Annotated in this window: 14 protein-coding genes and 1 pseudogene; 5 read left to right on the top strand and 10 right to left on the bottom strand. The window is 63.7% G+C overall.

What is annotated here, in order from left to right:
- Window positions 1–7: 7 nt before the first annotated feature.
- The 8 genes from tsaE to AC1D1N_RS04615 all read right to left on the bottom strand — a co-directional run bounded on the left by tsaE (window position 8) and on the right by AC1D1N_RS04615 (window position 9,878).
- Complete coding sequence (gene tsaE, locus AC1D1N_RS04650; protein WP_436257571.1) at window positions 8–1,519, bottom strand: tRNA (adenosine(37)-N6)-threonylcarbamoyltransferase complex ATPase subunit type 1 TsaE; 1,512 nt, start codon at window positions 1,517–1,519, stop codon at window positions 8–10.
- An 8-nt stretch (window positions 1,520–1,527) separates the two neighbouring features.
- Window positions 1,528–4,092, bottom strand: coding sequence for a sensor histidine kinase (locus AC1D1N_RS04645; protein ID WP_436257572.1), 2,565 nt, complete (start codon window positions 4,090–4,092; stop codon window positions 1,528–1,530).
- Between the two features lie 289 nt (window positions 4,093–4,381).
- On the bottom strand, window positions 4,382–5,782 hold the full coding sequence (gene ahcY, locus AC1D1N_RS04640; protein ID WP_192255409.1) for an adenosylhomocysteinase: 1,401 nt from the start codon (window positions 5,780–5,782) through the stop codon (window positions 4,382–4,384).
- Window positions 5,783–5,923: 141 nt separating this feature from the next.
- Window positions 5,924–6,226, bottom strand: coding sequence for an HPr family phosphocarrier protein (locus tag AC1D1N_RS04635; RefSeq protein ID WP_434221253.1), 303 nt, complete (start codon window positions 6,224–6,226; stop codon window positions 5,924–5,926).
- Between the two features lie 2 nt (window positions 6,227–6,228).
- Window positions 6,229–6,630, bottom strand: a complete 402-nt coding sequence (locus tag AC1D1N_RS04630) for a PTS sugar transporter subunit IIA (RefSeq protein WP_112559892.1) — start codon at window positions 6,628–6,630, stop codon at window positions 6,229–6,231.
- A 164-nt stretch (window positions 6,631–6,794) separates the two neighbouring features.
- Entirely contained in the window at window positions 6,795–7,253 is a 459-nt protein-coding gene (locus AC1D1N_RS04625; RefSeq protein ID WP_436257573.1) for an HPr kinase/phosphorylase, read from the bottom strand.
- Between the two features lie 114 nt (window positions 7,254–7,367).
- Entirely contained in the window at window positions 7,368–9,152 is a 1,785-nt protein-coding gene (locus tag AC1D1N_RS04620; RefSeq protein WP_436257574.1) for a stimulus-sensing domain-containing protein, read from the bottom strand.
- A gap of 24 nt (window positions 9,153–9,176) precedes the next feature.
- Window positions 9,177–9,878, bottom strand: coding sequence for a response regulator transcription factor (locus AC1D1N_RS04615; RefSeq protein WP_010912942.1), 702 nt, complete (start codon window positions 9,876–9,878; stop codon window positions 9,177–9,179).
- Between the two features lie 345 nt (window positions 9,879–10,223).
- Here AC1D1N_RS04615 and AC1D1N_RS04610 point away from each other — a divergent pair, with 345 nt between their 5' ends.
- The 5 genes and pseudogenes from AC1D1N_RS04610 (at window position 10,224) to AC1D1N_RS04590 (ending at window position 15,340) form a co-directional block, all read left to right on the top strand.
- A complete protein-coding gene (locus tag AC1D1N_RS04610; protein ID WP_436257575.1) occupies window positions 10,224–11,834 on the top strand; it encodes a phosphoenolpyruvate carboxykinase in 1,611 nt (536 codons plus the stop codon).
- Window positions 11,835–11,920: 86 nt separating this feature from the next.
- Window positions 11,921–12,355: an alternative ribosome rescue aminoacyl-tRNA hydrolase ArfB gene (arfB, locus tag AC1D1N_RS04605; protein WP_112560029.1), complete on the top strand. Its 435-nt coding sequence runs from the start codon at window positions 11,921–11,923 to the stop codon at window positions 12,353–12,355.
- A 90-nt stretch (window positions 12,356–12,445) separates the two neighbouring features.
- Window positions 12,446–12,716 (top strand): annotated as a pseudogene (locus AC1D1N_RS04600) (BON domain-containing protein); the annotation flags it as partial.
- Between the two features lie 98 nt (window positions 12,717–12,814).
- Entirely contained in the window at window positions 12,815–13,867 is a 1,053-nt protein-coding gene (locus AC1D1N_RS04595) for a thioesterase domain-containing protein (protein WP_436257502.1), read from the top strand.
- The gene (locus tag AC1D1N_RS04590; RefSeq protein WP_477346903.1) at window positions 13,868–15,340 is read left to right on the top strand and encodes a class I adenylate-forming enzyme family protein; all 1,473 of its coding nucleotides are present in this window, start codon (window positions 13,868–13,870) and stop codon (window positions 15,338–15,340) included.
- 97 nt (window positions 15,341–15,437) lie between these two features.
- Here the strand turns inward: AC1D1N_RS04590 and AC1D1N_RS04585 are convergent, their stop codons facing one another.
- Window positions 15,438–17,408 (bottom strand): tripartite tricarboxylate transporter permease, encoded by a 1,971-nt coding sequence (locus tag AC1D1N_RS04585; protein WP_477346901.1) that lies wholly within the window; start codon window positions 17,406–17,408, stop codon window positions 15,438–15,440.
- A 7-nt stretch (window positions 17,409–17,415) separates the two neighbouring features.
- A complete protein-coding gene (locus AC1D1N_RS04580) occupies window positions 17,416–18,405 on the bottom strand; it encodes a Bug family tripartite tricarboxylate transporter substrate binding protein (protein ID WP_477346899.1) in 990 nt (329 codons plus the stop codon).
- Window positions 18,406–18,704 lie beyond the last annotated feature (299 nt).

The raw sequence follows: 18,704 nt of genomic DNA, 5'->3' as shown, positions 1-18,704 counted from the left end.
GTCAAGGTCACGGTGCGCGTTCCTCCAGCAGGCCATGCGCCATATAGAACTCCTTCAGCCCGGCCAGCGCCGGGTGCGCCAGCGCCCGCCTGAGATAGTCTCGGATGCGCGGCAGGTGTTTCAGATAATAGGGCTTGCCGTCGCGCTTTTCGAGCCGCACGAAAATGCCTAGGATTTTCGAATTGCGCTGCGCCGCCATGATTGCATAGGCCTCGCGGAAAGCGGACTCGTCGAAGCCGCCGGCGGCTTGACGCGCCGCGACATAGGCTTCGACGGTGTGTTGCTCGATGTCGGGCGAGACGGTGACGCGGGCATCCATGGCCAGCGACGCGACGTCGTAGGCGGCAGGGCCGAGCAGCGCATCCTGGACATCGACGATGCCGAGACGATCGTGGCCGGTGCGGTCACCGCGCCAGATGATGTTGGGCGAATGGAAGTCGCGCAGCATCAATGTGTACTCGTCTGTGTTCAGCCGGTCGAGAACCGCGTTCCATTCCTTGTGATAGCCGGCGCGCAAGCCTTCGCTTGCGGCGCTGCCGGTCACCATCGGCACATACCAGTCGACCAAGAGGTCGGCTTCGATCAGCATGGCATCGCGATCGAAGGGGGGCACGTCGTGATAAATGCCCGGCACGGCCTCCATGCGCTGCGGCCACGCCTTGCCATGCATCATCGCCAGCAATTCGGCCGCCGCCGCATAGCGCTCCGCCACCGGCTCGCCATCGCCGCCGAGAAAGCCTTCCGAGCCCAGATGCTCCAGCAGCAGAAAGCCCTGATCGAGATCCTCGGCGTGAATCTGGGGGACGCTGACACCTTGCGCCAGCAGTGCCTTGTCGATGGCGACAAAGGCCGTCACCGATTGCGCGGTGTGGGCGATCACCGCGTAGGGTTTGCCGTCGCGCACCGGCGGTCCGAGGACCAGCCGCGGCGAGTTCATCAGCACGCGGGGCTCGAGGCCCGCGAGCGAGACGATCTCGTAAGAGCGCGCCGAGGCGTCGCCGACGAAATGGCGCCGCGCGGCCTCGCCCCAGCCGGCCGTTTCGAGGAAGTCGCGCATCGCCAGCGATCGCGCCATGCGTTCGAAGGCTGCACCTTCGCCCGACAAGTTCGCTAATCGGCCTTCGCCATGATGGATGAGTTCGATCCAGATCGACGTCTTGGGTAAGGCGGCCTCGGCCCGCTCCGGCCATTCAACCAGGGCAGCGCCTTGCAGCAGCGCTTCGTCGAAACCCAGTTCGTCGATCTCGCCGGCTGAGGACAGCCGATAGAGATCGAAATGATGGACGGAAATGCGCGTGTCGTAGCTTTGCACCAAAGTGAAGGTCGGGCTCGGCACGTCGAGGCCGGCATCGTCGGCCAGCGCCCGGATCAGAGCACGCGCCAGCGTCGACTTGCCGGCGCCGAGATCGCCCTTGAGCGCCAGCACATCGCCCGGCCGCAGCGCCATGGCCAGGTCTTCGCCGAGCCTTGCGGTCGCAGCCTCGTCGGCGAGAAAACGCTCCAGCACAGCAACAGTCATCGATCGCGCTACTCGGCCGCGGCGCGGACGCCCGACGGTGCATCGGGGAAGGTGCAGATGACGGTGGTACCCTGGTCCTTGCCGGTCTCGATGCGCACGCTGCCGCCATGCAGCTCGACAAAGCTCTTGACGATCGACAGGCCGAGCCCGGCGCCGCGCCGGCGTCCGCCATTGGTACGCGGCTCGAAGCGGCGGAACACCGAATCGAGCAGGTCCGGCGGCATGCCGGGACCGTCATCGTGGACAGAGAATTCGACACCTTGTTCCAAATGGCGGCAGGCCAGCGTGATCGTGCTCGCTTCCGGCGCGTAATTGGCCGCGTTGCTCAACAGATTGTAGAGGATCTGGCGGACCCGGGTCTCGTCGCCGTGGAAACTCTTCGGCGCGGCCGCGGCGTCTATCCTAAGCTTGATTGCATGCTCTTCCAGCCGGTCGGCGACCAGTTCGGCGGCGGCCTGGATGGTGCGATCGACGCTTACCTCCGAAATGTCGAGCTGCATGATGCCGGCGTCGACGGTGGCGAGGTCGAGTATGTCGTTGACGATGGTGAGCAGCACCGAAGACGACGAGCCGACATGCTCGACATATTCGCGCTGTTTGGGGCTAAGCGGCCCGGTCGTTGGCAGCGACAACAACTCGGTGAAGCCGATGATGTTGGTCAGCGGCGAGCGCAGCTCGTAGGAAACGTGCTGCACGAACTCGTTCTTCAGCTGGTCGGATTTCTGCAGCGCCTCGTTCTTGTCCTTCAGCGCGCGCTCGACATTGACGCTGTCGGTGACGTCGACGAAGGTCATCATCACCTGCCCGTTGGGCAGCGGGATGACGGCGTAGCTGAGCACGGTGCCGTTCTTTAGCTCGGTCTGGCCGTGGCGCTCGCGGCGCTCGTCGTCGAAACCGGTGATGGCGGCGACGAAGCCGCCCCACGGGCTGTCGACGGCGCGCTGGTCGCTGAGGTCTCGGATGGCCGAGACATGGACGTTGGGCTTGACCACATCCTGGCTCAGCCCCCACAGCGCGACAAAGGCCGGGTTGGACAGACGCAGCCGCCCATCGGGGCCGAACACCGCGACGCCCTCGGCCAGATTGTCGAGCGTCTCGCCCTGGACCCGCACGGCGGTCTGGTAACGGCTTTCCAGGTCCATCTTCTCGGTCAGGTTCTCGAACACCCAGGTCACGCCGCCCTTGGGCTGCGGGTTGGCGACCACGCGGATGGTCTTGCCGTCGGGCAGATGCCACCAGTGCTCCTGCGATTCGACCGCGCGGTAGGCGTTAAGCAGGCCTTCCTTCCAGCGCCGCCATTCCGGCTGCTCGGCGATCTTACCTTCGCTGCGCAGCCGGTCGAGCAAAAGCGCATTGTCCGGCGCGCTGTGCAGGAAGCCAGAGTCCAGCCCCCACAGCTTCTGGAAAGCCTGGTTGAAAAAGCGCAGCTTCTCGTCGGTATCGAAGATCGCCACCGCCGTGTTGAGCTGGTCGAGCGTGTCGGCATGGCTGCGCACCGTTCGCTCATATTCGCCGCGTATGGTTTCGGTGGCGCTGGTGTCGCAGGCGAGGCCTGCCGAGCCGTCGCTACCGGCGAAATCGGTGACGGCGAAGACGCGGCGGTCGCCCTCGATCACCGTCGACAGCGTCTGTTCGAAGACCGGGTGCGACTTGTGTTGTTCGGCGATCTGTTCGCGCGCCTGTCCGCCAAGGAATTCCTTGGCTTCGCGCACCGCGGTTTCGGCGTTCGGGGCCTCGACCGCTCCGGCATAGGCGCGGTTGACCCATTTCAGGCGGCCATCGGTGGCGCGCAGCCATGCCGGCATCGGCAAGGCGTCAAGCAGGCCGATCATGGTGTCGTAGTCGGCGGCCAGCCGCTGGTTCTCGATCTTCAGCCTGGCCTGGCTGCGCTGCGTTTCCGACAGCGAGACGAAGCGCACCAGCACATGGGCGGCACTCTTGCGGCCATGCACTTCGAGCGGCGCCCCGGCCTGCGATTCGATGACCAGATCAAAGGGTTTCGCTTTCTCGCGCAGGCCGGCGACGGCATTTTCGAGCGCTGCCGCCGAGCGCGGCATCAGCCAGCGGCCGAAGGCGAGGAACGCCGCACGGTCTTCCGGCGCGCCGCTTTCGAGCGGCAAAGTTCCGATCAGCTCGGGCTTCTTGTTCTCCGAAGCCCAGACGATGATGCGCTGGTCGCGCAGATTGAGCAGCGCTTCCGAACGCTGCAGCGCCGCGTTGACGTCGGCGATGCGGGCCCTGAGCTCGACATTCTGCGCCGAGGTGCGGGCTCTTTCGCGGATCAGGAAGATGGCCGAGACCAGAGCGGCGCCCATGACGCCGACGAACATGGCGAGCTGGATGACCTCGACTGCGCTGACCGACAGCCCGGCCTTCTGCGCAATAGATGGCTCGGCATGCGCGGCAAACAAAGTAAGCGGACCGGCAAGCGCGGATGTGGCGAGAAAGCCCGCGACGCGGGCGCCGACGCGCTTCTTTAGGCCGCCGCCTGTCGTGGCGGAGCCAGTGATATCGGAATCGTCATGGCCGCCGGAAACGGCCCATCCCGCGCGAGGCGGGTTTTCCCCCGGCATGTCTTGGTCCTCTTCGCCGCCTGAATGCAAGACCGCCTAGATCAGGATGACGTTGGTAGAACGCCCTCCCGATCTAACTCCTTTTTTGAAGAGCATGATCTTTTCCGAAAACCGGTTCCCACTTTTCGGGATCATGCTCTCTATGCGTGAGCCGGCCCTCGTCCCCGGCCCGCGAATCACCACAATAGCGCGTGCTGGAATCGGCGTGAAGAATCATTCCGCGCAAAAAAGAAGCCGGGCGAAATGTCAATCGCCCGGCTTCAATATCTAGTGGTAATTTGCGCTATGCTTAATAGCGGTAGTGTTCCGGCTTGAACGGACCCTGCGGGGTCACGCCGATATAGGCAGCCTGTTCGCCGGACAGTTCGGTCAGGCGGGCGCCAAGTTTGTCGAGATGCAGGCGCGCCACCTTCTCGTCGAGATGCTTGGGCAGCACATAGACCTGGTTCTGGTACTGGCCGGGCTTTGTGTAGAGTTCGATCTGCGCCAGCACCTGGTTGGTGAACGAGGCCGACATCACGAAGCTCGGATGGCCGGTGGCGTTGCCGAGGTTGAGCAGGCGTCCCTCGGACAAAAGGATCATCCGCTTGCCGTCCGGGAAAGTGATCATGTCGACCTGCGGCTTGACGTTGGTCCATTTCAGGTTGCGCAGCGACGCCACCTGAATCTCATTGTCGAAGTGGCCGATATTGCCAACGATCACCATGTCCTTCATCGAGCGCATGTGGTCGAGGGTGACGACATCCTTGTTGCCGGTCGTGGTGATGACGATGTCGGCGGTCGGGGCCGCATCTTCCAGCGTGACCACTTCAAAGCCATCCATTGCCGCCTGCAGCGCGCAGATCGGATCGACCTCGGTGACCTTGACGCGGGCGCCGGCGCCCTTGAGCGAGGCCGACGACCCCTTGCCGACGTCGCCATAACCGCAGACGACTGCGACTTTGCCGGCCATCATGGTGTCGGTGCCGCGGCGAATGCCGTCGACGAGCGATTCCTTGCAGCCATATTTGTTGTCGAACTTCGACTTGGTGACGGAGTCGTTGACGTTGATCGCCGGGAAGGGCAGCAGGCCCTTCTTTTGCAACTGGTAGAGGCGGTTGACGCCCGTCGTCGTCTCTTCGGTGACGCCGCGGATCGCTTCCTTCTGCTTGGTGAAGAAGCCGGGCGACGCCTTCAGACGCTTCTTCACCTGGGCGTAGAAGTACTCCTCTTCCTCGCTGTGCGGGTTGGACAGAACGTCCTCGCCGGCTTCGGCGCGGGCGCCGACCAGGATGTACATGGTGGCGTCGCCGCCATCGTCGAGGATCATGTTGGAGAGGCCGCCATCGGCCCACTGGAAGATCTTGTCGGTGTAGTCCCAGTACTCTTCGAGGCTCTCACCCTTGACGGCGAAAACCGGGATGCCGGCCTCGGCGATGGCTGCGGCGGCATGGTCCTGGGTCGAGAAGATGTTGCACGAGGCCCAGCGGATGTCGGCGCCGAGCGCCTTCAGCGTCTCGATCAGCACGGCCGTCTGGATGGTCATGTGCAGCGAGCCGGTGATGCGCGCGCCCTTCAGCGGCTTCTTGGCGCCGAATTCCTCGCGGCAGGCCATCAGGCCCGGCATTTCGGTTTCGGCGATATCGAGTTCCTTGCGGCCCCAGCCGGCAAGCGAGATGTCGGCGACCACATAGTCCTTGCTACCTGTCATGGCAGTGCTCCGGTGTGATTTGTCTTCAGATGCGCCTGCGCCACACGGCGCGTCGAAGGGCGCGGGAATGCCGGCCTGACTAGCAGATCGCCGCTCAGACGACAATGGGATATAAAGAAATCTTTATGCGCGTATGTGTTTTCAGCACTCTTCGCCGAAGCGCGAGGCGACCAGCTGCTCCAGCGCGTCCATCACCGCGACGGCCTCAGCGCCGCTGGCGGTGACGCGGATCGAATAGCCGGGGCTCGCCGCCAGCATCATCAGGCCCATGATCGAGGTGCCGCCGACCTTGAGGCCGTCCTTCTCGACATGGACGGTGGCGTCGAAGCCGCTGGCGACCTGGACGAACTTGGCCGAGGCGCGCGCATGCAGGCCACGCTGGTTGATGATCGGAAACTCCCTAGTGATCGAATCTTTGGCTATCTGGTCCTTTTCCGATGCCATGCTCATTTGCTGCTCAGCAGCTGGCTGGCGACATTGATGTATTTGCGCCCCGCGGCCTGTGCCTCGTCGAGCGCCGCCGCCATGTTGTCACCCTTGCGGATCGACGACAGCTTGATCAGCATCGGCAGGTTCATGCCGGCGATGACCTCGGTACGGCCGGATTCCATCACCGAAATGGCAAGGTTGGACGGCGTGCCGCCGAACATGTCGGTCAGAACAATGACGCCGGTCCCGGTGTCGACGCGGCCGACAGCGTCGACGATATCGCTCCGCCGCTGCTCCATATCGTCATCGGCGCCGATCGCCACGGTTTCGAAATTGTCTTGTGGCCCCACGACATGTTCCACGGCATGGCGGAACTCGGCGGCCAGTTGACCGTGCGTTACAAGCACGAGTCCGATCATTCTATAGTGGCTCCCGTCATCGCCGCTTCACAGGCGCTTTTTATGCTCGCCGGCCATCCCAGGCGGCGGGAGCGCTATCTTGTCGACGCGCAGCGCGTTGACAAGCCCAAAATTGCGCCTGCCATGGCCATTTTGACGCATTGCAGCAAAAAACCGGGGGCGGATCATACGAAAGGCGCAATCGCCAGCCGCGCCATGACCGCCGGCAAAGCCGCACTGACGTTGCGCTCGGCAAGGTCGATGCGCGGCACATTGCAGCCCGCGATCATCTCGCTTAACTCGTCCTGGAAACGCACCATTTGCTCGGCGGCAACCAGTTGGATCGCGAGGTCGATCACCGCGCCGGGTTCGAACAAAAGCAGCTTCGGCCCAAGCCCGGGCACCTCGGTGAGGCCGGCGATGCTGGCCGGCGCACGGCAGACCAGCCGCCCGAAATGCGCCGCGACAAACAGCTGGTCGTCGCCGATCAGCCGCGCAAACAGTCCGCGCCGGCCAAAATGATCGATCAGCGCCAGCGCCAGCGTCGTCTTGCCCGAGCCGGACGGCCCTGAAATGAGAATGCCGCGCTCGCCGATCAGGATCGCGGTGGCGTGGATATTTTCGGGCTTCACGGGGTCAGGCATACGCGGCTACTAGATCGGTATGATGTTTGGTTGAATCGTCATCCTGATCTAGCTCTTTGTTGGAGCATGATCTTTTCCGAAAACCGGCTCCCACTTTTCGGGATCATGCTCTAATCAGCCTTCGGCCGGCAGCGTCACGACGAAGCGCGCACCCTTGATGTCGCCCGGCTTGGTACCGGGGATGTTCTCGGCCGTCAGCGTGCCGCCATGGGCTTCGACGATCTGCCTAGATATCGACAGGCCAAGCCCGGAATTCTGGCCGAACGCCTCGCCGACCGGCCGATCGGTGTAGAAGCGCTCGAAGATGCGGTCGATGGCGTCGGCGCGGATGCCGGGGCCGTTGTCGTCGACGGTGACGATGTTGACCTTGCCCGAGCGTGCCAGGGAAATGGCGATATGGCCGTGGTCCTCCGGCACGAAGGAGCGGGCATTCTCGATCAGGTTGGTGATGACCTGGCCGATCCTCAGATCATGGCCGGTGACGAAATAGCCTTTGACGCCTTGCGGCAGCTTGGCGGCCTTGAACTCGATCTCGACCGCCTTCTTGTTGCGCGTCGCCTCGCGCGACACGGCGACGAGGTCGGTGATGAATTTCTTCAAATCGACGATTGCCGCATCCTCACGCGCCAGCTCGGCGTCGAGGCGCGAGGCATCGGAAATGTCGGTGATCAGCCGGTCCAGCCGCCGGACATCGTGCTGGATGATCTCCATCAGACGCGCGCGGGAATTGTCATTCTTCGCCAAGGGCAGCGTCTCCACCGCGCTGCGCAGCGAGGTCAGCGGGTTCTTCAACTCGTGCGAGACGTCGGCGGCGAAACTTTCGATGGCCTCGATGCGGGCATAGAGCGCATTGGTCATGTCGCGCACCGCGATCGACAGATTGCCGATCTCGTCCTGGCGGTCAGAAAAGTCGGGGATTTCCTCGCGGCTCTTGACGCCGCGCCGCACGCGCACCGCCGCCGCCGACAGCCGCCGCAACGGGTTGGCGATGGTGGACGCCAGCAGCATCGACAGGATGGCGGTGACCAGTGCCGCGATGCCGAACACGCGCAGGATCGCCTTGCGCTCGGCGGCGACGATCTTGTCGATGTCGCCGCCTTCGGTCGACAGCATCAGCACGCCGAGCACGGCGCGGAAGCGCTGGATCGGCACCGCCACCGAGACGATCTGCTCGCCCTGTTCGCTCACCCGCACGATCGTCGACGGGCTGCCGGTCAGCGCCTTGACCACCTCGGGGAAGGCGGCGCCGTTGCCGCCGGGCTGCTCGTGATACACAGGCAGATCCTTGTTGCGGAAGAAATCGAAGACGAATTTTTGCACCCGCTCCAGCATATCCGGCTGCTCGTCCTCGACCGGCGGCAGGTCGTAACGCAGGATCTGGCCGCGCGAGTAGAGATGGCGTGAATCGAGCAGCAAATTGGCGTCGCGGTCATAGATGCGGGCGCGCGTGCGCGTCGGCGAGATCAGCCGCCGCAAGACCGGCGCGACGCGCTCGGGATTGATCGGGAAATCGAGATTGTCGAGCTGGTCGGAGCCCGGCCCCAGGCTTTCGCCGGCCTGCAGTTCGAGCAGTTTTTCCGGATCGATGCTGATCGAATCCGTCTCGACCGTCGCCGACGCCGCGATCGCGCCGGCGATGATCTCGCCCTGCGTCATCAGGCTTTCGACGCGGGCGTCGATCAGCCCGTCGCGGAAAGTGTTGAGATAGAGGATGCCGGTGACCAGCACGGCCAGGCCGGCCAGGTTGAGGAACAGGATGCGCCGGGTCAGACTGGAAAAGATGTGATGGCCGAGGAAGCGGCGCATCGGCACCGTGATCCTCGACAGGAATGCGGGCATAATCCTGGACGGTCGCCTGCCGGCGCCCGCCCGTCTGCCTCGCTCTACGTCAACTGCCATCGAATAGCAGCTCCCGGTCCGGTCTTAAGCTTCGCGGAACCGGTACCCGACTCCGTAAAGCGTTTCGATCATTTCGAAGTCATCGTCGACGGCCTTGAACTTCTTGCGCAGCCGCTTGATGTGGCTGTCGATGGTGCGGTCGTCGACATAGACCTGCTCATCATAGGCCGAATCCATCAACGCATCACGGCTTTTTACCACGCCGGGGCGCTGCGCCAACGAGTGCAGGATGAGAAATTCGGTGACCGTCAGCGTCACCGGCTCGCCCTTCCAGGTGCAGGTGTGGCGTTCCTGGTCCATGACGAGCTGGCCGCGTTCGAGCGAGCGAGCCTGCTGGCTGGGCGCCTTTGCCGCAGCTTCGCGGGCACTGGCACGGCGCAGCACGGCGCGCACCCGCTCAACCAGCAGGCGCTGCGAGAACGGTTTGCGGATAAAATCGTCGGCGCCCATCTTGAGGCCGAAAAGCTCATCGATCTCGTCGTCCTTCGAGGTCAGGAAGATCACCGGCAGGTCGGACTTCTGCCGCATCCGGCGCAGCAGCTCCATGCCGTCCATGCGTGGCATCTTGATGTCGAGGATGGCGAGATTCGGCGGCCGCGCCGCCAGGCCTTCCAGCGCCGACGCTCCATCCGTGTAGGTCTCGACGCGATACCCCTCGGATTCGAGGGCGATAGAGACCGACGTCAGAATGTTGCGATCGTCATCGACAAGCGCGATTGTTGCCATTTCAAGCGGCTCCCTCATGAGCTGTCCCTTCTGTCTTAGAGAAGGGGCTTTTGCAGGACAAATTAGGTACAAAATGTGGCACAGGCTCCATCCGCTGTCGCGGACGGCTTTCCAGCGGCCCCATCGGAACCTCTACACGGATTGGACGAACACTGTGTGCCAATCCTTTGGGCAACCACTGTGATTTTTTGCACATATAAACGATTTAAACAACTTTCAAATCTTTTAAATCGATTAATGATTTGATATCATTCGGGTTTTCTGGTTCTGACCGTCTCAGCCACCTCGCGGGCATGCCGGAAATACGTCGGCAAACTGCGGCGAATCCAGAAGAAGGGACCCTTGATGTCGGAAGTCGGCAAACGCAATTCCGCCTGCGCGATCGATCGTATCGGCCTGAAAACCACCGGCACGGTTCATTATAATTTTGGTGCGGCCGCCCTTTACGAGGACGCGATCCGCCGTGGCGAGGCCAGGTTGACCGCAGGCGGCGCCCTGCTTGCCGAAACCGGCCAGCACACCGGCCGCTCGCCCAAGGACAAGTTTGTCGTGCGCGACGGCGCCACCGAGGCCCATATCTGGTGGGACAACAACAAGGCGATTTCGCCGGGCCAGTTCGAGACGCTGTTCGCAGATTTCCTTGTCCACGCCGCGGACAAGGATCTTTATGTGCAGGATCTCGTCGGCGGCGCCGATGCCGATCTGAAGCTGCCGACCCGGGTCATCACCGAATTCGCCTGGCACTCGCTGTTCATCCGCAACCTGCTCATTCGCCCCGATGCGGCCGAGCTCGGTGAGTTCGTGCCGGAGATGACCATCATCGACCTGCCGTCCTTCCGCGCCGATCCGGCCCGCCACGGCAGCCGCACCGAAACGGTGATTGCGGTCGACCTGATCCGCAAGATCGTGCTGATCGGCGGCACCTCCTATGCCGGCGAAATGAAGAAGTCGGTGTTCACCATGCTGAACTACCTCTTGCCGGCCAAGGGCGTCATGCCGATGCACTGTTCGGCCAATGAGGGACCGGCCGGTGACGCGGCGATCTTCTTCGGGCTTTCCGGCACCGGCAAGACGACGCTGTCGGCCGATCCGTCACGTACGCTCATCGGCGATGACGAGCATGGCTGGGGGCCGCACGGCATCTTCAATTTCGAAGGCGGCTGCTACGCCAAGACGATCCGGCTGTCGGCCGAAGCCGAGCCGGAGATCTTTGCCACCACGCAGCGTTTCGGCACGGTGCTGGAAAATGTCGTGCTCGACGCCGACCGGGTGCCGGACTTCAACGACGGAAGCCTGACCGAAAACACGCGCTGCGCCTACCCGCTCGACTTTATCCCCAATGCCTCGAAGAGCGGACGCGCCAGTCACCCCAGGAACATCATCATGCTGACCGCCGATGCTTTCGGCGTCATGCCGCCGATCGCACGGCTGACCCCGGCGCAGGCAATGTATCATTTCCTCTCCGGCTACACGGCCAAGGTGGCCGGCACCGAAAAGGGCGTGACCGAGCCTGAAGCAACGTTCTCGACCTGTTTCGGCGCGCCGTTCATGCCGCGCCATCCCAAGGAATACGGCAATCTGCTGCGCGAGCTGATCGCTCGCCACGACGCCGATTGCTGGCTGGTCAACACCGGCTGGACCGGCGGCGCCTACGGCACCGGCAAGCGCATGCCGATCAAGGCGACGCGCGCCTTGCTGGCCGCCGCCCTCGACGGTTCGCTGAAGGTGGCCGGCTTCCGCACCGATGCCAATTTCGGCTTCGAGGTGCCGGTGGCCGTTCCGGGCGTCGACAGCGCCATTCTCGACCCGCGTTCGACTTGGGCCGACAAGGCTGCCTATGACCGCCAGGCAGCAAGGCTGGTCGGCATGTTCGCCGTCAACTTCGAGAAATTCGAAAGCCATGTCGATGCCGTCGTACTCGGCGCCGCGCCGCGCCTGCAGGAGGCTGCGGAGTAATCGCGACGTCGCTCTCGGTATATCGTTGAAAGGCCCGGTCCCGATCGGGCCTTTTCTTTTTCGGTCCGCCGCGCCATGACTGCGGCATGCCGATCGACGACATCATCATTGCCGACGAAGCCGTGATCCACCAGGGCGACCTGCACGAGGATTTCATCCGCTCGTCCGGTCCCGGCGGCCAGAATGTTAACAAGGTGGCCACCGCCGTGCAGTTGCGCTTCGACGCGGCCAATGCGGCCGGCCTGTCGGAGCGCGTTCGCGCACGCACCATCAAGCTTGCCGGCCAGCGCGCCACCAAGGACGGCGTCATCGTCATCGAAGCCGGGCGCTTCCGCACCCAGGAGCAGAACCGGGCCGATGCCCGGGCAAGGCTGACGGCACTGGTCGCCAAGGCCGCCGAACCACCGCCGCCGCCGCGCAAGAAGACCAGGCCGTCGAAAGGCGCAGTGGAGCGGCGTCTGAAGAGCAAGGCCGGGCGCGGCACGATCAAGAAGCTGCGCGGCCGGGTAGAGAACGATTAAGTATTGCACCCGGCGCGTGCATAAAACGACTTCCCATTTGGTGCGGCAGATGCAAGGTTTCCCCATTGCCACAGCAAAGGGAGACCAAAGATGGGCATGTTCGATTTCGTCAAGAGCGTCGGCAAGAAACTGGGCATTGACGGTGACGAGGAAGCCGCACCCACGGCCGACACGCTCAAGAAGGAGCTCGATTCGCACAAGCTTGGCACGGATGGCGTGCAGGTCGCCGTTCAGGGCGATACGGCGGTCCTGAAGGGCGTGGTCAAGGACCAGTCGATCTTCGAAGGCCGTCGGCAACACACTCGGCGTCTCCAAGGTGCAGGCCGACGAATTGCAGGTCGCGCCTGAAGCGGGCAAGCCACTGTTCAACACATAGGCTGTGGGTTAAAAAGCGGACAGGCATTCAGGGGGATGCGCTATTGCCGGCAACGGCAATTCCATCGGTTCAAGGGCCTGCCGATGAACATGCATAACACCATCCGGCCAGACCGAACCGCGTTGGGCAGCGGGCCGGCGCAGGCGATCACCGGCATCTTTGCGCAAGAATTGCAACTGACCTCGGTCGGCCTCGACGACAATTTCTTCGATCTCGGCGGCGATTCGCTGGCTGCCGAAACTCTTGTGCTTGCGGTGCAGAGCCGGTTCGGCGTGAAGCTGCAGACCTCTGTGCTGCTGGAAGCGCCGACGCCGCGCGAATTCGGCAGGCTGATCGCGTTGCAATTGCCCGAGCACCCGGCGCGGCGGCTGGCGGTGCAGGTTTCCGGCAGCCACGGCCAGGAGCCGATCGCCATGATCCATGGCATTTCCGGTTCGGCGCTGTTCGCCAACCGTTTCGGCAAGGCGCTGAAGCAGCGCTATTCCGTTATCGCCGTGCGCGGCATGGGTCTCGAGCCCGGCGAGACGCCGTATGACAGCGTCGAGGAGATCAGCGCCAATTATTTCGACGGCTTGAGCTCGGCCACCGGCCAGCACCCGCGCGTCATCGGCGGCATCTGCCTTGGCGGGCTGCTGGCAATCGAGGTCGGAAGGCTGACCTTCGAGGCGACCGGCGAGCGGCCGGCTTTGCTGCTGATCGACCCGCCGCCGCTGGGTTCGGCCTGGCTGAAGCCGATGACGGACAACCGCATGACCGCACAAAGGCGGCGCCAAATCACCCGCAAGGTCGTCTACTGGCGGCTGCTGCGCGACACGCTGGCAGCGGTCGGGCTTGGGCAGTCGCGGCTTGGGCGTCACACCAGGCAGAAGGCCTTCAAGAGCATGCTGGTGCGCGCTGCCGCGGGTTTTTCACCGTCTTCCTACCCTTGCGACATACTGGTCGTCGCCAGCTCGGAATGGAGCGCCACCACGGTCGAGCAGTACAAAGACTGGGCGAGCGAGAACACGCGGGTGGAAACGGTCGTCATGCCGGGCACCCATGACAAGTTCCGGGCCGCCAACATGGACGCGATCGACGCTGCGATCATCGCCTTCCTCGACGCCAGGCGCGCGCCGGCCGGAATGCCGGTCCGCTAGATGGGTTTTGGCCGCGACGTACTGGCTGCCTTCGCCGGCCATGGCGACCGCGTGGCGATGGTCAGCGGCCGCGACCAGATCACCTATGCGCAAGCGCTGATCCAGATCGACCATCTCGCCGCCAATTTCAGCGCGCTCGGTATTCGCCCCGGCGATCGCGTCGGCCTGGCCATGATCGGCAACATCGACGTCGTGCTGTCGACCCTGGCCTGCTGGAAGCTCGGCGCAACAGTTTCGATTGCCGACTTTCGCGCACCGCGCAGCCAGCGGGCGCAGTTTGCGCGCGACTTCGTCCTGACGCTGATCCTCGAAAGCCGCAGCCCACCCGGGGACGATGTCTATCCAGGCGTCGCTTTCCAACAGGATTGGAAGCACGCCTCGCCCGCGCCCTATTCCGGCGCTCCTGGCGACGACAGCAATCCGGCCTTTCTGATGTTCTCGTCCGGCACGACCGGTGACCCAAAAGGCTATCTGCAATCACATGCGGCGCTAGCCGGGCGCGTGACGGGGCGCCGGCGCGGGCTGACCGGGACGGTCATGCGTCTGCTGACCCCGATGGTGATGTCCTATTCGGCGACGCGCCACCAAGTGTTCAGCTATCTGCGCCATGGCGGGACGGTCAATTTCTTTCCGCCGCTGTTCACGCCGTCGGAGCTGATCGAGGGTCTGCTGTCCTTCCAGGCCAGCGGCACGGCCCTGCCGCCACCGGTGATTACACGGCTGGTGCGCGAAGTGGGCGAACGCTCGACCCGGCTGCTGCCGGACCTGGCGGTGCTGTTCAGCATCGGCGGACCTGCAACCGTCGAAGACAAGCTGGCGGCCTACCGCAATCTTTCGCCGGGATATCGCATCAACTATGCGTCGAGCCTGACCGGCGGCATCACCACGCTGTCCGGCGCCGACGTGCTGGCCAAACCCGGCACTGCCGGGCGCCCGTTTGCCGATGTGCGTGTGGAAATCCTCGATGCGGACGGGCGCGTCCTCGGCAAGGGCGAGAGTGGGCTGATCAAGGCTTGGACATCGACAATGGTTTCAGCGGTCGTGTCGGCGGGAAACAAACCGTTCGTCGATCCCAAGGTCATGGGCGACGGTTGGGGCATTCCCGGCGACATCGGCTTCGTCGACGATGACGGCTTCCTGACCATCGTCGACCGCGAGGCCGACATGATCGTGCGCGGCGGCGTCAATGTCGCGCCACAGGAGCTGGAAAAGCTGATCCGCACCCACCCCAAGGTCAGGGATGTCGCGGTCGCCGGCTTTCCCGACGCGACGATGGGTCAGGAGATCGCCGCCTTCATCGTCGCCGACCAGGCAAGCGTGGCCGAGTTCGAGGCCTTCCTGCGCGCCAACATCTCGCCCGACCGGCGGCCGCGCGAGGTCAGACTGGTGAGTTCGCTGCCCTACAGCGACAATGGCAAGCTGCTGCGCCGCCGCCTTGTCGAAACGCTGTCGCCGGCTGCCGCCAAGCCTTAGCCGTTTGCCTCGACAGGCTACTTCAGCAGGTTTCTGGCTCGAACACCGCCGGGCCCGCCTTGAGCTCTTGCGCTACCTGCGCATCCGCGCCGCCGTTTCAGAAATCTTTGAAAAGACCGGCCAGCCAGGGCGCCGGCCAGGGCTGCGACGCCAGCAGATCGAACACCGCATAGATGCAAAGCGTCGTGCCCGCGGCGACAGCCAGCACCATATTCAGTGACCGCGATCCGAGCATCCAGATACCGCCGGCAACAAAGACGAAGGTGGCGGTGAGGTGGCCTGCCAACAGGACCAGAAAGGCGAGCGCCAGGCAGAGGCCAAGCACGGTGAGATTGCCCTTCATCGCCGGACCGTCGGAAGGCTGCCATTCGCCGACCGGCGTTACATCTGCGCCGCTGGCAGGCACCGGCTTTCGCCAGCGCAGCATGGTCTGGATAGTCGTCAACAAGGAAAACAGCGCCAGAAGGCCGGCCGTGATGGCCGGGAAGATGGCGGCCTCGAAGGGAAAATCGAGCAATGCCGTGACCAGAGCCGCGACGCCAAGCAGCGTCAGCGCACTGCTGGCGGCGATATCGGGAAACGCCGGCGGCAAGGCGTCGGCATTGCCGCGGGCTTTGATCCACGACACGGTCTGCCTGACCACGCCGGCAATGGCGAGGCCGAGCAGGATGAGCACCAGCGGCTGTTTCAGCCAGGCCCAGCCGGAAATCTGGTAGGCGAGGAAGAAATAGTTTTCGAGGCTGGGGCCGAGCACGAAGCCGAGCGAAAAGGCCGAGCGCGGCCAGTTGAGCTCCTTCATTGCCATGCCGAACGCGCCGACCAGCATCACCAGCAGGAAGTCGAAGGCGCTCATATTGGTCTGGTAGGCGCCGACGACGATAAAGGTGACCACCAGCGGCACCAGGATCGCTGCCGACACTTGCGCGATACGCGCCAACTGCCTGGTCAACAGCAGGCAAGTCACGGCGCCGACGATGTTGGCGACGGCAATCGACAGCACCATCGAAACGGTGATCGCGGCGTTCTTGCCGAGCATGTCGGGGCCGGGGACAAGGCCGTGGATGACAAAGGCGCCGAGCAGGATGCTCATCGAAGCCGATCCCGGCACGCCGAAGGCGATGGTCGGGATGAGCGAGCCACCCTCCTTGGCGTTGTTGGCGCTTTCCGGCGCAATGACGCCGCGCACATTGCCCTGGCCGAATTTCGGCCCGGGACCCGGCCGGCGCGAGGCATGGCCATAGGCGATCCAGTCGAGCACGGCGATGCCGATGCCGGGCACGGCGCCGAGCAGCGAGCCGATGGCGCTGCAGCGCAGCACCAGCGGCCATTCCCGCAGCGTATCCCTGATGCCTTGCCACATGCCGGCATAGGTCGGCCGCTCGGCGTTGCCCTGGATCGAGCCGCGCATGAGCAGCGAGGCCAGTTCGGGCAGGCCGAACAGACCGAGAAAGACCAGCGAAATCGGCAAACCATCCCAGAGGTAGATCTGGCCAAAACTCCAGCGCTCGATGCCGGCAATGCTGTCGATGCCGATGAAAGAGGCCAGCATGCCGAGCATCGCCGCCGCCAGACCCTTTAACGGCTGGCTGCCGGCAAGGATGGCGACGATGGAGAGGCCGAAGGCGCAAATGGCAAAGAAATCCGGCGTCTTGAGGTAGAGCACCAGCGGGCGCATGACGGGAATTGCCGCCGCCAGCACCAGCGCGCCGAACACGCCGCCGATCATCGAGGCCGAATAGGAGGCGCCGAAGGCGCGTGCCGCTTCGCCCTTCTTGGCCATGGCATGGCCGTCAAGCACGGTTGCCGCGGCACCGACCGAGCCCGGAACGCCGAACAGGATGGCCGGAATGGTGTCCGACGTGGTGGTGACAGAGCCCATGCCGAGCAGCAGCGCGAAGGCGGCAAAGGGGTCCATATTGTAGGTCATCGGGATCAGCAGGGCCATGGCGAACAGGCCGCCAATGCCCGGCACGACACCGACGACAAGGCCGGCGAACACGCCGGTGACCAGCATGAGCATGCGAAATGGCTGCGCCATCTCCGCAATGGCGGTAAGGATCAGATCCACATCAGGCCTATTTCACGAGTTCCCGGGCAGCGGCGAAGACCGCAGGCGTGGCTTTCAGCTGTTGCGCGACCAGCTGACTGATCGCTTCGCCGGATGTCGGGTTGAGGGTGAGGTCGCCAAGCTTCGTGGCATCGGCGAGAAAATCGGCGTCCACGACCATCGCGGAATAGGCCTTGCGCAGCGCGTCGACGATCTCTTTCGGCACGCCGGGCGGGGCGACGAGCGGATGGTGGATGTGCAGCGCCGATTCGATGAGATCGGCCGCCTGACGTGCCGTCGGGTCGGCGATGGTTGCCGAAATGCTCGGCGTCGCGCCGGAACCGCCCTGCCCGAACGTGCCGATAATGTTGATCGCGGCGCGATCGCTTCTGAGCAGGGAGCTCGATACCCCGCACATGCCGGCGATCTCGCCGCGTTGCATGGCGAGTTCGATGTCGGCGGTGCCGTCGAAGCCGGTGACGATCTTGTATCTGGCCTTCATGCCATTCTTGGCCAGTGCGGCGAAGATGTAGGTCGTGCTGTTCTTGCCTGTCGCTCCGATCAGGAAATCCGACTGCAGGAACTTTTCCATCGTGTCGATGCCGGATTGCTTGCTGGTCAGGCAATAGGCTGGATCATCGACCAGCGAACCGATCCACTGCAAGGCAAGCGGGTCGAAAGTCGCGTTTTCGGGATCGAGGATCGGGGCGTAGAACATAGCCTCGCTGATCGACGCGATAACGCTGCCGTCGGCCGGTTCGCTGCCCACGAGCATCTTGGTGAGCTTCAGACTGCCGCCGCCCGGCACATTCTGCACAATGATGTTGGGCTGCCCGGGCAGAAACCGGCCGAGATGACGCGCAATCAGCCTCGACGTCTGGTCATAGCCGCCACCCGCGCCATAGCCGACCTTGATGGTGATTGTCTGGAATTCGACTGCCTGGGCCGGCGGGCATGTGACCCATGAAAGGCTGGCAACGGCAAAAAGGGCGAGCAATCGCGCAAAAATCCAACGCATTATCCAATCCCCAAACGAAATGGCACTATAGCTGCGGCAAAAACGATGAGAAGCGGCCTTTTCGTCCATAATGCTGCCCGCTCGACCGCTTCCGCCCGACGGAGGGTTCGATTTGGCACAAAGAGACGCATCGTGGACGCCATGCGCAGAATGCTTGCGCCCGATGCCGCCTGTTCTTATATACGCGCCAAGCCGCCCAGCGCCGGAATGCCGGTAGCCGGGGCGGAATTTCTTGTGAACAGGGGCTTTCGTCGGAACGCCTTACGGGTCCTGAGAGCCTGCTTAGCGGAGAGACTAGA

Source organism: Mesorhizobium sp. P2_B5 (assembly GCF_056404775.1).
Note: the sequence above shows the minus strand (reverse complement) of the source record. Positions and strands in the feature narration are given on the sequence as shown.